This is a genomic window from Paraburkholderia sp. GAS448 (assembly GCF_050435685.1).
Lineage (GTDB): Bacteria > Pseudomonadota > Gammaproteobacteria > Burkholderiales > Burkholderiaceae > Paraburkholderia.
Genome location: NZ_JBNDKT010000013.1, coordinates 167,163 through 180,914 on the forward strand (window position 1 = coordinate 167,163; position 13,752 = coordinate 180,914).

Below are 13,752 nucleotides of genomic sequence, written 5' to 3' on the forward strand. Positions count from 1 at the left end.
GTCAATGGCCCGCCGTTTTCAGCGACAGCGGCAGGCCCGCGATCATCATCGTGACCTGCGTGCTCAGGGCAGCCACGCGCTGGTTCAGCCGCCCGATTTCGTCGACATAGAGACGCGTCGCCGCGCCGAGCGGCACGACGCCGAGGCCGATCTCATTGCTGACCACGATGATCCTGCCCTTCGCCGACACCAGCGCCGCCTCGAACGCGAGCATGTGTGCGTGCGGGTCGTCGGCGAGCGGGGCGTTATCGGGCGGGCAGAGCAGGTTGGCGAGCCAGAGCGTCAGGCAGTCGATCAGGATGCAGTGGCCGGGCGCATCGACTGACGTGACGGCGCCCGCCAGATCGACGGGAGCTTCGAGCAGATTCCAGTGTGCCGGACGCCGTTCCCGATGATGGGCGACGCGCTGCGCGAATTCCTCATCCGCGACCCGTGCGGTCGCAATGTAGGTGACGGGACAGGCACTGTCGCTGGCGAGTTGTTCAGCGTGCGCGCTCTTGCCCGAGCGGGCGCCGCCGAGAACGAAGGTGAGGTCGCGTGGAATCATCGCGTGATTGTACCGGCTGTCCCCGCGTATACCTTGATGTAGCGCGCGAGGGATAATGCCGCCTTCGCCTCTGCCGCCTTTCTGCGCCTTTTCCGTGACGACTTCCTCCCCACTCGACGCCATGCACGTGCCGCGCGGCACGCTGATGATCCAGGGCACCACGTCCGATGCCGGCAAGAGCACGCTCGTCGCCGGGCTGTGCCGGCTTGCCCGTCGCGCGGGGGTACGAGTCGCGCCGTTCAAGCCCCAGAACATGGCGCTCAACAGCGCGGTGACGGTCGATGGCGGCGAGATCGGCCGCGCGCAGGCCTTGCAGGCGGTCGCCGCGGGCATCGCCGCGCATACCGATCTGAATCCCGTGCTGCTCAAGCCGACGAGCGACCGCGGCGCGCAGCTGATCATTCACGGCAAGGCGCGCATGAATCTCGATGCGCGGGCGTATCACGACTACAAGCCGGTCGCGTTCGAGGCGGTGCTGGAGTCTTACGCGCGTCTGCAGGCCGCCTTCGACACCATCTTTGTCGAAGGCGCGGGCAGTCCCGCCGAAGTGAATCTGCGCGAGCGCGACATCGCCAACATGGGTTTTGCGGAAGCCGTGGATTGCCCGGTCGTACTGGTCGCCGATATCGACCGTGGCGGCGTGTTCGCGCACCTGACCGGCACACTGGCGTGTCTGTCGGAGAGCGAGCAGGCGCGCGTGCGGGGTTTCATCATCAACCGCTTTCGCGGCGATATCAGTCTGCTGAAGCCTGGGCTCGACTGGCTCGAAGCAAAGACCGGCAAGCCGGTGCTGGGCGTCGTGCCGTATCTGCACGGCCTGACGCTCGACGCCGAAGATATGCTGCCACGCGACCCGCACTCCACCCATGCCGGCGATGTGGCGCGGACGCTGCGCGTCGTCGTGCCGGCGTTGCCGCACATCAGCAACCACACGGATTTCGATGCGTTGCGTGCGCATCCGCAGGTCGATTTCAGCTACGTGCGCGCGGGCGTTGTGCCGCCGCCGGCCGACCTCGTGATCCTGCCGGGCTCGAAGAATGTGCAGGCGGACCTCGCGTGGCTGCGGGCGCAAGGCTGGGAAGACGCGCTGCGACGCCATCTGCGCTATGGCGGCCGCGTGATCGGCATTTGCGGCGGCATGCAGATGCTCGGGCAGGAGATTGCGGACCCTTATGGTGTCGAGGGCGCGCCGGGGAAGGTGGTCGCCGGCTTGGGATGGCTCGATTTTTCGACGACGCTGACGCAGGCCAAGACGCTAAAAAACGTGTCGGGATACCTGACGCTTCCGGATCCGGCAGCGGTGTCAGGTTATGAGATCCACATGGGTGAGACCGAAGGACCGGCGCTCGAGCGGGCCGCCCTGCAGCTGGCGGCTGACGAAGGGGAGGGTGTCCGCCCGGATGGAGCGATTTCCGCCGACGGACAGATTCTCGCCTCGTATGTTCACGGGCTGTTCGACACACCTGCTGCGTGCGGCGCCTTGCTCGCCTGGGCGGGGCTGGATGACGCGCAGGCGATCGACTATTCCGCGCTGCGGGAGGCTTCGCTCGACCGGCTTGCCGATACGCTGGCTCAACACCTTGATCTGGGGAAGTTGTTCGCGGCGATTGGTTGAAGGGTGCTTTGACGATTAACTACTGAGAGGAAATAATCTAAGCGTCGGAGGTGGTTTCTCGTCTGTCACGGTTCGAATAAAGTCCGTTCCATTGATGACGCACAGGCGTCCTCCTTTCAACCTTTGAGGAACTGACATGAACTCGACCCGTACTGCCGATGCGGCCGCCACCTTGCTGCGACTTGCCCTGGGTGTGCTTTATCTGGCCCACAGCCTGCAGAAGATCTTCGTTTTTACGCTGCCGGGGACGGCGGGCTTTTTCGTGTCGCTCGGATTGCCCGGCTGGCTTGGCTATGTGACAGCCTTCGTCGAACTGTTTGGCGGAATCGCGCTGATTTTTGGTGTCCAGGTTCGCTGGGTCGCAATTGTGCTGTTGCCGTTCATGCTCGGCGCGATGTCCGCGCACCTGCATAACGGTTGGGGGTTTGCTTCGCCCAACGGCGGGTGGGAGTATCCGGCCTTTTGGGCCGTTACCCTCGTTGTTCAGGCTTTGCTCGGGAATGGGCATTATGCGGTTGGGGCGGCTCGGGCGCTGCGGGTTGCTAATGCCTGATTTTTTTGAGTTTTATTGGTTTTTTTGACGCTGAAGTTGTTGTTCTGGTTTGTCGCGTTTCCTTGTTTTGTTAGTGGTTTATTGGTGTCGCCCCTGTGCGGGGCGGCACCTACTTTTCTTTGTCTTGCCAAAGAAAAGTAGGCAAAAGAAAGGCGTCGAAAACGCGTCTTTTCTCGATGGGTCGCTGACGGGGAATGGCACCCCATGAAGTGTCGCCCTCGCAGGGAAACGACCTTGGTCCGACGCCAGACCATCCCTCGCGCAGTACTGCCCGTGACAAAGGACTCATCCCTCCGACTCCGCGCTACGCGCGTCCCCGTCCGGCACAGCACCTTCTGCATATCATCTCGCGGCTTCGCCTTCGCCTTCGGCTTCAATCTTCGCTTTCGTATCGCGAACACGCGGACTGTCAGGATGGGCAGCTGTCGGGCTCGCGTCGCGTGTGCGTTGACCCAAACTTGTTGGAACTAACGTAACGCGTGGCGACAACGGATTCGGGCGAGAGAGCGGGGCAAATCGTTGTGGTGAGCGACGCACGTCAAAAGTCGTGGTGTGCCGCGTCGAGTCGTACTGTGACACTTCGCCCGCTGATCGCGGCCGCGCGCTCACGGTCCTGTTGCATACCGGTCCGCGACGCACGCAGTGCGGAGTGGGATGGATGACGGCCTTGTCACGGGAAGTACTGCGCGAGGGACGGTCTGGCGTCGGACCAATGTCGTTTCCCTTGCGAGGGCGACACTTCGCGGGTTGCCATTCCCGGTCAGCGACACATCAGGAAAAGATGAGTTTTCGGCGCCTTTCTTTTGCCTACTTTTCTTTGGCAAGACAAAGAAAAGTAGGTGCCGCCCCGCACAGGGGCGACGCTAATAAACCAAAAGCAAAACAAGGAAAGGCAAACAAACAGAAAAATAAAAGAAACAAAAAACCTCAATACAAAACCATCTGCGTACAACGAAAAAGCGCAATAGTCCGCCCATCGGGCGCAAAAACCCTGGCATCCCAAACCTGGGTACTCCGTCCGAGATGAACCCCCGTGGCCACGGCCCGCACGACCCCTTCAGTCGCGGTACCCAGAAAATTGCTCTTCAACTCAACCGTGGTGAAATTACGAGCCTTCTCAGGCAAATGAGCCAGACAGGCGTACCCACATGCGGTATCGGCAAGCCCGATAACAGAAGCCGCATGCAGGAACCCATTAGGCGCGAGCAACTCCGCGCGCACTGTCAACTCGCCGGTCAGCGACCCCTGCTCCAGCGACACCACCCGAAATCCAAGCAGACCAGGAAGGGTGCCCTTTTGCCGCTCGTGGAGGCGGTCGATCGAATATTCCGGGCGAAGCGTGCTCATGGTGTTCAAACTCCAGGGTAAAAAAGAAAAAGGAATGCGGCGCCAAAGACTTCGATGCAGCGGGATTTGCCGATATTATCAACGCCTGAATCGGATTGACGGTAACGCACGGCAAACCGGCTGGCCCGGCCAGCCTTCTTCCCGGGAGAATTCATGACGGTAATCGTAGTGGCGAACCCGAAGGGCGGCGTCGGCAAAAGCACGCTCGCGACCAATCTGGCTGGGTATTTCGCGGCCTCCGGCGAGTGGGTGGCGCTCGCCGACCTGGACAAGCAGCAGTCAGCCCACGCCTGGCTCGAGCTCCGGCCCGGCACGCTGGCGGCCATCGAAATGTGGGAGGTCGATCACGATTCCCCCGCCAGGCCGCCGAAAGGGCTGGAGCATGCGGTCATCGATACGCCGGCAGGCCTGCACGGCAACCGCTTCAGTATCGCGCTGGATCTCGCGGACAAGGTGATCGTCCCGTTGCAGCCGTCGATATTCGATATCCTCGCCACGCAGGAATTTCTCGAACGCCTGGCAAAAGAAAAGGCCGTCCGGAAGGGCGCCATCGAGGTCGGCGTGGTCGGCATGCGGGTCGATGCGCGGACGAAGTCGGCGGATCAGCTGCACCGGTTCGTCGAGGGGCTGGATCTGCCTGTACTGGGCTTTCTGCGCGATACCCAGAACTACGTGCAGCTGGCCGCGCACGGCCTGACGTTGTGGGACGTTGCGAAAAGCCGCGTCGAGAAGGATCTCGAACAGTGGCAGCCCATCATCGACTGGACCAGCAACAAGGCGTGAGCGTTCTCCCGGCGTCGGGCAATAAAAAAGCGCAGCGGCTGGCTTCGCTGCGCCTGATGAGGCCGCGGCCGGTCTGGCTCAGGTCCAGCTTTGCGTCGGCACGTGATCGCGGCTGCCCTTGATGCGGTTGTTTTCGTCGACGAACACCAGATCCGGCTTCCAGCCTGCTTTCAGCTCGGCTTCGTCAACCATCGCGAACGCCGCGATGATCACCAGATCGCCCAGTTGCGCGCGTCGCGCGGCCGAGCCGTTCAGCGAAATCATGCCGCTGCCGCGTTCGCCCTTGATCGCGTAGGTCGAAAAACGTTCGCCGTTGTTGATGTTCCAGATATCGATGCGCTCGTTTTCGACAATGTTCGCCGCTTCGAGCAGGTTCTCGTCGATCGCGCACGAGCCTTCATAGTGCAGTTCGCAGTGCGTGACTGCCGCACGATGGATCTTCGATTTCAGCATATTGCGTTGCATGGCCGTTCCTTTCCCTTGGGCGCCCTGAAGCACTTGCGTGCGCGGCGTCAGATTTCGAGGTTGTCGATGAGACGCGTTGCGCCAAGCTTCGCGGCTGCGAGGACGACGAGCGGGGCGTCGGTGTCCTGCGGCGTCGGCGGCAGCAGGTTCACGCGCTTGCGCACAGCGATGTAGTCAGGCTGCCAGCCGCGTGCGGCCAGCGACGCCATCGCGTCCTGTTCAATCTTCGCGAAATCGCGGTTGCCGGCCAGCACTGCGTCGCGCACCCGGTTTAGCGTTGCGGCGAGCACCGGCGCCTCGGCGCGCTCGGCCGCCTGCAGGTAGCGGTTGCGCGAGCTGAGCGCGAGGCCGTCGGCGTCGCGCACGGTTTCGGCGGCGATGATGTCGGTCGGCAGCGCGAACTGGTGGCACATCTGCCGCACGATCATCAACTGCTGATAGTCCTTCTTGCCGAACACGGCGACGCGCGGTTGCACGCACGACATCAGCTTCATCACGACGGTGCACACGCCGTGGAAGAATCCCGGCCGGAATTCGCCTTCGAGGATGTCGCCCAGATCGTGCGGCGGGTGCACGCGGTATTCCTGTGGCTCCGGATACAGATCTTTTTCGGTCGGCGCGAACAGCACGTAGACGTTTTCCTTCTGCAGCTTTTCGATGTCGGCTTCGAGCGTGCGCGGATACTTGTCGAAATCCTCGTTCGGGCCGAACTGGAGCCGGTTGACGAAGATGCTCGCCACCACCGGATCGCCATGCTGGCGCGCGAGGCGCATCAGCGACAGATGCCCTTCGTGCAGGTTGCCCATCGTCGGGACGAAGGCGGTGCGATTCTGACCACGCAACTGGTCGCGCAATTCGTGGATCGAGCTGATGACTTTCATGATCGGACGGTGGGTTCCTTGCACGGAGCAGGGCGCCGCGTGGGCGAATCGCCCGCTGTTTTGCGGCGCGCTCCCCGGCACAGTGAAGACGGGTTCGGAGCGCGGGATTGTAGTGGATTTATGACGACGCCGCACCGAAACGAGGCATTTCGCCAGCTCATATGCCACCTTCTCCTATGCCACCTTATATCCCAGACCGGGGCAGGCGTTCGCATCGCCCGCCGGTCCGGCCGTCAAGCCGGCAGATAGGCCAGACGGACGTAGATCGGAGCGAACGGCTCGGCCTGCGTGATCTCGATCAGCGTCTCGCGCGCCAGTTCGAGCATCGCGATGAAATTCACGACGACGACCGGCACGCCGCGCGTCGTATCGAACAGCTCGGAGAACTCCATGAAACGCGCGTTCTGCAGCCGCCGCAGAATGACGCTCATGTGCTCGCGCACCGACAGCTCCTCGCGCGAAATCCGGTGATGCTGCACCAGCTTGGCCCGCTTGATGACGTCGGCCCATGCGGCGCGCAGGTCGTCGGAATTCACGTCGGGGAAGCGCGGCGTAATGCTTTGTTCGATATAGACTTCCGCGCGCAGGAAGTCGCGGCCAAGCTGCGGCAGCTGGTCGAGGCGCTGCGCGGCAAGCTTCATCTGCTCGTATTCGAGCAGGCGGCGCACGAGTTCGGCGCGCGGATCTTCCGCTTCCTCGCCGGTGTCGTGCTTCTTCACCGGCAACAGCATCCGCGACTTGATCTCGATCAGCATCGCGGCCATCAGCAGATACTCTGCGGCGAGTTCGAGATTCGTCTTGCGCAACTGCTCGACGTAGCCCAGATACTGGGTGGTCACATCCGCCATCGGGATGTCGAGCACGTTGAAATTCTGCTTGCGGATCAGGTACAGCAACAGATCCAGCGGACCTTCGAACGTTTCGAGGAAGACTTCGAGCGCATCCGGCGGGATGTAAAGGTCCGTCGGGAGCTTGAACAGCGGCTCGCCGTACAGACGCGCAAACGCGATCCCGTCGACGGTGTCAGGCGTCGAGTCGGTCGCGGGCGCAGCGAGCGCGGCGTCGGGGCGTTGCTTTGCGGCGCGGGCCTCGTCGGCGGTGGACACGCTCAGAAGTTCTGGTAATAGACGTAGGGCGTCTGCTGCACGCGCGACGACTGTTGCGTTGCGCGTTCGTCCAGGTCGATCGGCTGCTTGTCCCACAGGAGCGAGCGGCCGCGGCGCTGTTCGGCTTCCAGATTGGGCTTTTGCTGCTTCAGCTGATTCAGGAACTGGGTGATGTCCGATTGGTACATGGCTCGACGTCCGTGATAGAGAAGTGCGGCGGCCGCGCAGGCGGCGACCGTCGATGTCGAACGCAATTTTACCGCAAGCCTTACGCGCGGTCGAAAAACGCGGAACAAGATGCCGGAAGGGGCGTCCAAGGCGGGCGCGGCGGTCCTGTGGGAAGGCGCCTGCCCGGCTGCTGCCGGGCGGCATGCGCGTTTTTGCGGCGCCGTCGTGACACCATATTTGACATGGCTATCTGGCCCCGATGTGGTCAAATAACGAGCTTCGGTCCGTTTGCGCGGTGCCGGACGGAACAATTCAACCATGGCCGGAGGTTCTGTTTGGCGGGGTGTGTGATCGAACCATCGCGCATGTGGCGTGTATCAGCCGGTGGCAAGCGCCTTTACGCCGCGCGCGGGACATCGCGCCCGTGGCGGAATCTGCGCGCGTGGCTCGTCGCCGGGGCGCTCGTACTGATGTCCGTATTGACCGCCAGCGAAGCCCATGCGCGGGATGCCTACAGGGTCGACGTCAACACCTCGCCGCGTTCGCTGCGCAAGCTCCTCGAAGCTCACCTCGACATCGCCCGTTTCGCCAGCCGCAAAGATATCAGCGAAGATCAGTTCGAATTTCTCGTGACCGCCACACCGCAGCAGGTGCGCGATCTCATTGCGACGGAAGGGTATTTCTCGCCGGTCATACGCACTGACGTGCGTACCGTCGACGGCCGCCGCGAGGTGACCATCAACGTCGATCCGGGGCCGCAAACCACCATCTCGTCGATTTCGCTGTCGTTTCGCGGCCCCGTGGCGACCGAAGATCCCGAGCAGGAACATACCGCGCGTTTTGCGTTCACGCTGCATGAAGGCGATCCGTTTTCACAGGGTGGCTGGGACGACGCGAAGAGCGCGTCGCTGAAAGCCCTCCAGGCGCGCCGCTATGTCGCCGCGAAGATTTACCATTCCGAAGCGCTCATCGACCCGCGCACGCATGAAGCCAGTCTGAGCGTCACCTACGACAGCGGCCCGACCTTCACGATGGGGCCGCTCGAGGTGTCGGGTACGCGCCGCTACCCGGAGCAGATCGTGCATAACGTGAACCCGATCGCGGTCGGCGATATCTACGACGTGCGGCGGGTCGCCGAACTGCAGCGTCAGCTGCAGAACACGCCGTACTATGCGAGCGTCGCGATCGATGTCGGCAACGACCCGGAAAAGCCGCTCGAAACGCCGATCCAGGTGAAGGTCAGCGAATATCCTTACAACAGTTTCCGCGGCGGCGTCGGCTACTCGACGGACAACGGCCCGCAGGTGCAGGGTTCGTATTCCTATCTGAACACATTCGGCCGGGCCTACCCGTTCTCCATCACAGGGCGCATCGACCAGATCCAGCGATTCGGGCAGATCCAGCTGTCGATGCCGCCCGGCGAGCGGGCATGGGTCAATAGCGTGCTGGCGTCCTATACGAGCACGGATGTGTCGAACACGCAGATCTATAGCGCGCGCGCCGGTGTGCAGCGCACGCGCACGTCGCAGTTCATCGACTACGGGTACTCGATCCTCTACTACCAGGACCGGTTGACGCAGAATGTCGGGCCGCCGACCACGAGCCGCGCGCTCGTGCCGTCCTGGATCTGGACGCGCCGCAATACCGACGATCCGCTGTTCCCGCGCTCCGGCAACCTGATTCACGTGGAGGCGGGCTTCGCCATCAAGAACGTGGCGACCGACCAGACGTTCATTCGCGGCTACGCGCGTGGCCAGCAGTATCTGCCGATAGGTCAGCGCGACCTGATTCTGCTGCGCGCGGAACTGGGCGGCGTCTTCACGAGCGGCGGTTCGAGCGGGATTCCGGCGTCGCTGCTGTTCCGCGCGGGTGGTTCGAACTCAGTGCGCGGCTATAGCTTCCAGAGCATCGGTAACAACGTCGCCGGCTCGGTCCTGCCGACCAAATACCTCATCACCGGCTCGACCGAGTACCAGCACTGGTTTAACCGTAGCTGGGGCGCGGCGGCGTTTTTCGACATCGGCACCGCTACTGACACGTGGGGCGAAAAGGTCTTCTACCCCGGTGTAGGTGTGGGCGCGCGCTGGCGCAGCCCGGTCGGGCCGATCAACGTCGATCTGGCCTACGGTATTCGCAACAAGAGCGTGCGTCCGTACCTGACGCTCGGCATCGCTTTCTGATTTTTGTCATCCATGACGACGGACTCCTCCGCCACCCCACTACCAGACACGCCCGGCGCTCCTCCGCCTGACGGGCCGGGCGGCGCGGACACGCCGCCGCCCCCGCGGGCGCGTCGGCGTCTGTGGCGGCGGCTCGTGTGGGCGGCCGTGGCGCCCGTGCTGATCGTCGTGCTCGTCGCGGGCGCGCTGTATGGCGTGCTGACGACCGAGCGGGGTACGGCTTTCGCATGGCGCGCGGCCGTGAAGTTGCTGGACGGGCGGCTTGCCGGCACGCTCGACGGCGGGACGATCGCGACGGGCCTGCGCCTGCGTCATGTCGAGTGGCGCAGCCTCGACGGCAGCGGCACGGATATCAAGGTTGACCGCATTGCGGGCCGCTGGGCGCTGACCCATGAACCCTGGCGCTTTGCCGTCGACTACCTGCACGTCGGCACAATCGACGCGCGGGTCGCGCCGTCGACGTCGACTGCCGGCCCGATGACCTTGCCGGAGGACCTTCAGTTGCCGTTCCAGCTCGAGGTGCGCGATCTGCGGGTCGACCAGTTGCTGCTGCATGAGGGCGGATCGACCACGGAGCTCTCACGGTTTGTCTTCCATGGCAAGAGCGATGGCCGGCATCACGAAGCGGCGGTCGACCGGCTCGATACGCCTTTCGGCGCGGTCACGGCGCGGGCGTTGCTCGATGGCGTGAAGCCGTTTCCCCTGACCGGCGACGCGAGCTATTCAGGCAAGGTCAACGATGAACCGGTGCAGGTGAACGGGCATGTGACGGGGACGCTGGAGACGCTTGTGGCCGAACTCGACGCGACCGGTCTGAAGCTCGCGGGTCACGCGCGGGTCGAGGCGACGCCGTTTGGTGCGGTGCCGCTGCAGCGCGCGACGGTAACCTTCGATCACGTGAATCCGCAGGCCTTCGCGCCTGGCGCGCCGTTCGCGGACCTTGCGGTGCGGGCGGAGTTGCAGCCCGCGGTGCTGGGTGAAGCGGGCGCGGCTGCAAAGTCCACGCATCCGGCGAGGCCGGGCGCCTTTGCCGTGGCCGGCTCGGTATCGATCGTCAACGCCAGACCAGGTGCGATCGACGAGCACCTTCTGCCGCTCATCGACGCTCGCGCGGACGTGCGGCTCGACGCCGAGGCGCAGCACATCTCGAACCTGAATGTGCGCATCGTCAGGAACGCGACAATCACGGGCGGCGGCTCGCTCACGGGCAAACGCGGCCAGTTCAACCTGCAGGTAGCCGGCCTCGATCTGAACGCACTTCAGGCGAGCGTGCACCCGACGCAGCTCGCCGGCCCGATCGGCATCCGCCTGAACGACGACATACAAAGCATCACGCTCGACCTCGCTGACCAGCGGGCCGGGTTGCGCGCGCAGGGCAAGGTGACGTTCGATCCGGCACGCATGAGTTTCAACGACGTCAGGGTGACGGCGGGCAAAGGGCGCATCGATCTGTCGGGCGCGATCAAGCACGACGCCAGTTCGAGCTACAACCTGAAGGCAACGCTGACCGACTTCGATCCGCTCGCGCTGACCTCGCAGACGCCGTCCCGTGCGGCTGCCGCTCCGGCGGCCAGGGGCACGTCGGGCAGGCCCGCGGCGAACCGGGCAACACCCGCGGCGCGCAGGATCGAGGCGCGGGTGAACGGCACGATCAGCGCCGCCGGCGTGCTCGGGCCAACTTTCACGACCAAAGCCGACTTCCGGCTCGGCGAAAGCGTCTACGACGGTCTGCCGCTGACAGGCGGCGGCACGATCCAGCTGGCTGGCTCGCGGATTCTGCCAAGCCGGGCAAATCTGTCGGTAGCGGGCAACGATGTCGACGTGCAGGGCAGCTTCGGTGCGCGCGGTGACCGTCTGCACTTCAAGGTCGATGCGCCGCAGCTGGAGCGGCTCGGTTTTGGCATCGCGGGCGTCGTGATGGCCGACGGCGACCTCACCGGCACGTTCGCGCATCCGGACGTCGTGTTCAACTACAAGGCCGATGGCGTCGAATTCGGCGCGAACCGGGTCGGTCACGCCGAGGGCCACGCCGAACTGCGCGACGGTGCGAACGGCGCGCTCGTGTTTACGACCGATGCGCGCAACCTGGCTGCCAACGGTGTCGAACTCGCGACGCTCACGGCGCATCTGCGCGGCACGCGGGCCAACCACACACTCGATGCAGAAGCGGCCGGCAAGGTGCACGAACGCCCGCTGGATCTGACGCTGGCGGCGAACGGCCACCTCACCGACACGCGCGACGGTCCGCACTGGGACGGCACGGTGACACGTCTGCAGAACCGCGGCACGCCGGCCGTCAATCTCGAGTCGCCGCTGTCGGTGAGTGCCGGCGCCGGTCGCGTGACGCTCGGCGCGACGCGCATGACGCTCGAAAACGCCGTGCTCGATCTGAAGTCGTTCGTATTCGACCGCGGCCGCATCCGCTCGGCGGGCTCGATCAACGGGATTTCGCTGGCGCGCCTGCAGGAGTTGCGGCAGGAAATCACCGGTACGCCGCCGCCGTTGAAGACCGATCTCGTTTTCGACGGCGACTGGGATTTCGCGCTCGGCGATACGGCGAGCGGTCATATCCAGCTGAAACGCCGTGCAGGCGACGTGACGGTCGAGGTCGGGCGCGGCGTCGCATCGCTCGGCATTGCGGATATCGCGGCTCGCGTCGATTTCAGCGCCGGCAATCGTCTGAACGCGACGGTTCACGCGCAGGCGAGCCGTCTTGGCGTCATCGACGTCGCCGCGCATACCAACCTCGTCATGCAGGATGGCCTGCTGACCCTCAGCGAAGAAGCGCCGCTTGCGGGCTCGGTGAACGCGAACGTGCCTTCGCTGAAGACAACGGGTGGACTGTTCGGTCCGAGCTACCTGCTCGACGGACACGTCGCGCTGAGACTTGCGCTGACCGGAACCGTGGCGAAGCCGAAGGTGTCGGGAGCGCTGACTGGCGACGGGCTGTCCGCCACACTCGTCGATCAAGGCGTGCAATTGAAGGACGGCGTGATTCACATCGCGCTGTCGGAAAACCTCGTCGATTTCCAGCAGGTCGAGTTCCACGGCGCGAGCGGCACGCTTCGCGCGACGGGGGAGGTGAAGCTGGGCGGCCCGGATCCCGACGTCAAGGCCAGCATCGTCGCGGACAAGCTTGAACTGTTTGCCTCGCCGGACCGCCAGCTGTCGCTGTCCGGCAGCGCGACTGTCGTCAGCGCGGGGCCGCTCGGCGGACTCGCGATCAACGGCAAGTTCAAGGTCGACCATGCGCTCTTCGACATGCCCGAGCAGGCCGCACCGAGGCTCGGCGACGATGTCGTCATCGTCCGGCCGGATGGCACGGTCCGTCGCGTGCCGCCGCCTTCGGCGGCTGGCTCGGACCGGTCCGTCGGCCCGTTCGCGCCGCGCGCCAACATCGATATCGATCTCGGCAACGACTTCCGTTTCCGCGGACAGGGCGCGGACCTCGGCCTGCGCGGCACGATTACGGCAATGAGCGCGCCGAACATGCCGTTGCGCGCGGTCGGCAACGTCCGTGTGACCGAAGGGTCGACCTACACCGCGTTTGGCCGCAGGCTTGCGATCGAAAACGGCTTTTTCACGTTCAATGGACCGGTCGCGAATCCAGGCATCAATATTCTGGCGATGCGGCGCAACCAGCAGGTCGAAGCGGGCGTGCAGGTCACCGGGACGATCCAGTCGCCGAATGCGAAGCTGGTTTCGGAGCCGAACGTCCCGGACAACGAAAAACTCTCGTGGCTGCTGTTCGGCCACGGCACGGATCAGGGCAACAACCAGGGACAGCAGAACACGATGACGACTGCGCTGGCCTTGCTCGGCAGCGCGGGCGGAAAGCGGATCGCGCAGTCATTCGGTCTCGACGAGTTTTCGATCGGGAGCAGCGAGGTCGGTCTGACGGATTCGGAGGTGGTGATGGTGTCGAAGGCGATCAACGAATGGCTCGTGATCGGCTACGAACAGGGGTTGCAGTCGGCGAGCAACGCGGTCAAGGCGACGGTGAACCTGACGCGTTACTGGTCAGTGACGACCTATGCCGGCACGTTCCAGGGTTTCGTCCTGTTTTACACGAGGCGGTTTGACCGCTGGCGCTGGTGAGTGCGGCGG

The 13,752-nt window shown here is 64.1% G+C and carries 11 protein-coding genes; 5 read left to right on the forward strand and 6 right to left on the reverse strand.

Translation table 11 applies throughout. The annotated features are described in order from the left end of the window. Position 1 precedes the first annotated feature (1 nt). Entirely contained in the window at positions 2–547 is a 546-nt protein-coding gene (gene cobU / locus P3T23_RS23720; RefSeq protein ID WP_429318558.1) for a bifunctional adenosylcobinamide kinase/adenosylcobinamide-phosphate guanylyltransferase, read from the reverse strand. Between the two features lie 55 nt (positions 548–602). Between cobU and P3T23_RS23725 the strand changes: the two genes are divergently transcribed. Next, positions 603–2,162 carry a cobyric acid synthase gene (locus P3T23_RS23725; RefSeq protein ID WP_429318559.1) on the forward strand — a complete coding sequence of 520 codons (1,560 nt, stop codon included), beginning with the start codon at positions 603–605 and terminating at the stop codon, positions 2,160–2,162. A gap of 136 nt (positions 2,163–2,298) precedes the next feature. Continuing rightward, complete coding sequence (locus P3T23_RS23730) at positions 2,299–2,715, forward strand: DoxX family protein (protein WP_429318560.1); 417 nt, start codon at positions 2,299–2,301, stop codon at positions 2,713–2,715. A 927-nt stretch (positions 2,716–3,642) separates the two neighbouring features. On the opposite strand, the gene P3T23_RS23735 is transcribed toward P3T23_RS23730, so the two are convergent. Then, a complete protein-coding gene (locus tag P3T23_RS23735; protein WP_429318561.1) occupies positions 3,643–4,062 on the reverse strand; it encodes a PaaI family thioesterase in 420 nt (139 codons plus the stop codon). A 153-nt stretch (positions 4,063–4,215) separates the two neighbouring features. On the opposite strand from P3T23_RS23735, the gene P3T23_RS23740 reads away from it, so the two are divergent. Next, positions 4,216–4,845, forward strand: coding sequence for a ParA family protein (locus P3T23_RS23740; protein WP_133660442.1), 630 nt, complete (start codon positions 4,216–4,218; stop codon positions 4,843–4,845). A gap of 78 nt (positions 4,846–4,923) precedes the next feature. Here the strand turns inward: P3T23_RS23740 and panD are convergent, their stop codons facing one another. The 4 genes from panD to P3T23_RS23760 form a co-directional block, all read right to left on the reverse strand. Then, positions 4,924–5,310 carry an aspartate 1-decarboxylase gene (gene panD, locus P3T23_RS23745; RefSeq protein WP_133660441.1) on the reverse strand — a complete coding sequence of 129 codons (387 nt, stop codon included), beginning with the start codon at positions 5,308–5,310 and terminating at the stop codon, positions 4,924–4,926. Between the two features lie 47 nt (positions 5,311–5,357). After that, positions 5,358–6,191 carry a pantoate--beta-alanine ligase gene (panC, locus tag P3T23_RS23750; RefSeq protein WP_429318562.1) on the reverse strand — a complete coding sequence of 278 codons (834 nt, stop codon included), beginning with the start codon at positions 6,189–6,191 and terminating at the stop codon, positions 5,358–5,360. Positions 6,192–6,424: 233 nt separating this feature from the next. Then, positions 6,425–7,297, reverse strand: a complete 873-nt coding sequence (locus tag P3T23_RS23755; RefSeq protein ID WP_429318563.1) for a segregation and condensation protein A — start codon at positions 7,295–7,297, stop codon at positions 6,425–6,427. Positions 7,298–7,299: 2 nt separating this feature from the next. Next, positions 7,300–7,485 carry a DUF3460 family protein gene (locus P3T23_RS23760; RefSeq protein WP_429318628.1) on the reverse strand — a complete coding sequence of 62 codons (186 nt, stop codon included), beginning with the start codon at positions 7,483–7,485 and terminating at the stop codon, positions 7,300–7,302. A 345-nt stretch (positions 7,486–7,830) separates the two neighbouring features. On the opposite strand from P3T23_RS23760, the gene P3T23_RS23765 reads away from it, so the two are divergent. Both P3T23_RS23765 and P3T23_RS23770 read left to right on the forward strand, forming a co-directional pair. Beyond that, positions 7,831–9,645, forward strand: a complete 1,815-nt coding sequence (locus tag P3T23_RS23765) for an autotransporter assembly complex protein TamA (protein WP_429318564.1) — start codon at positions 7,831–7,833, stop codon at positions 9,643–9,645. A 12-nt stretch (positions 9,646–9,657) separates the two neighbouring features. Further along, positions 9,658–13,743 (forward strand): translocation/assembly module TamB domain-containing protein, encoded by a 4,086-nt coding sequence (locus P3T23_RS23770; protein WP_429318565.1) that lies wholly within the window; start codon positions 9,658–9,660, stop codon positions 13,741–13,743. The last annotated feature ends 9 nt before the right edge of the window (positions 13,744–13,752 follow it).

Excerpts from the sequence above, each read along its gene's own strand:
- cobU (WP_429318558.1), bottom strand. The coding sequence starts at position 547 with ATGATTCCACGCGACCTCACCTTCGTTCTCGGCGGCGCCCGCTCGGGC.
- P3T23_RS23725 (WP_429318559.1), top strand. The coding sequence starts at position 603 with ATGCCGCCTTCGCCTCTGCCGCCTTTCTGCGCCTTTTCCGTGACGACT.
- P3T23_RS23730 (WP_429318560.1), top strand. The coding sequence starts at position 2,299 with ATGAACTCGACCCGTACTGCCGATGCGGCCGCCACCTTGCTGCGACTT.
- P3T23_RS23735 (WP_429318561.1), bottom strand. The coding sequence starts at position 4,062 with ATGAGCACGCTTCGCCCGGAATATTCGATCGACCGCCTCCACGAGCGG.
- P3T23_RS23740 (WP_133660442.1), top strand. The coding sequence starts at position 4,216 with ATGACGGTAATCGTAGTGGCGAACCCGAAGGGCGGCGTCGGCAAAAGC.
- panD (WP_133660441.1), bottom strand. The coding sequence starts at position 5,310 with ATGCAACGCAATATGCTGAAATCGAAGATCCATCGTGCGGCAGTCACG.
- panC (WP_429318562.1), bottom strand. The coding sequence starts at position 6,191 with ATGAAAGTCATCAGCTCGATCCACGAATTGCGCGACCAGTTGCGTGGT.
- P3T23_RS23760 (WP_429318628.1), bottom strand. The coding sequence starts at position 7,485 with ATGTACCAATCGGACATCACCCAGTTCCTGAATCAGCTGAAGCAGCAA.
- P3T23_RS23765 (WP_429318564.1), top strand. The coding sequence starts at position 7,831 with ATGTGGCGTGTATCAGCCGGTGGCAAGCGCCTTTACGCCGCGCGCGGG.
- P3T23_RS23770 (WP_429318565.1), top strand. The coding sequence starts at position 9,658 with ATGACGACGGACTCCTCCGCCACCCCACTACCAGACACGCCCGGCGCT.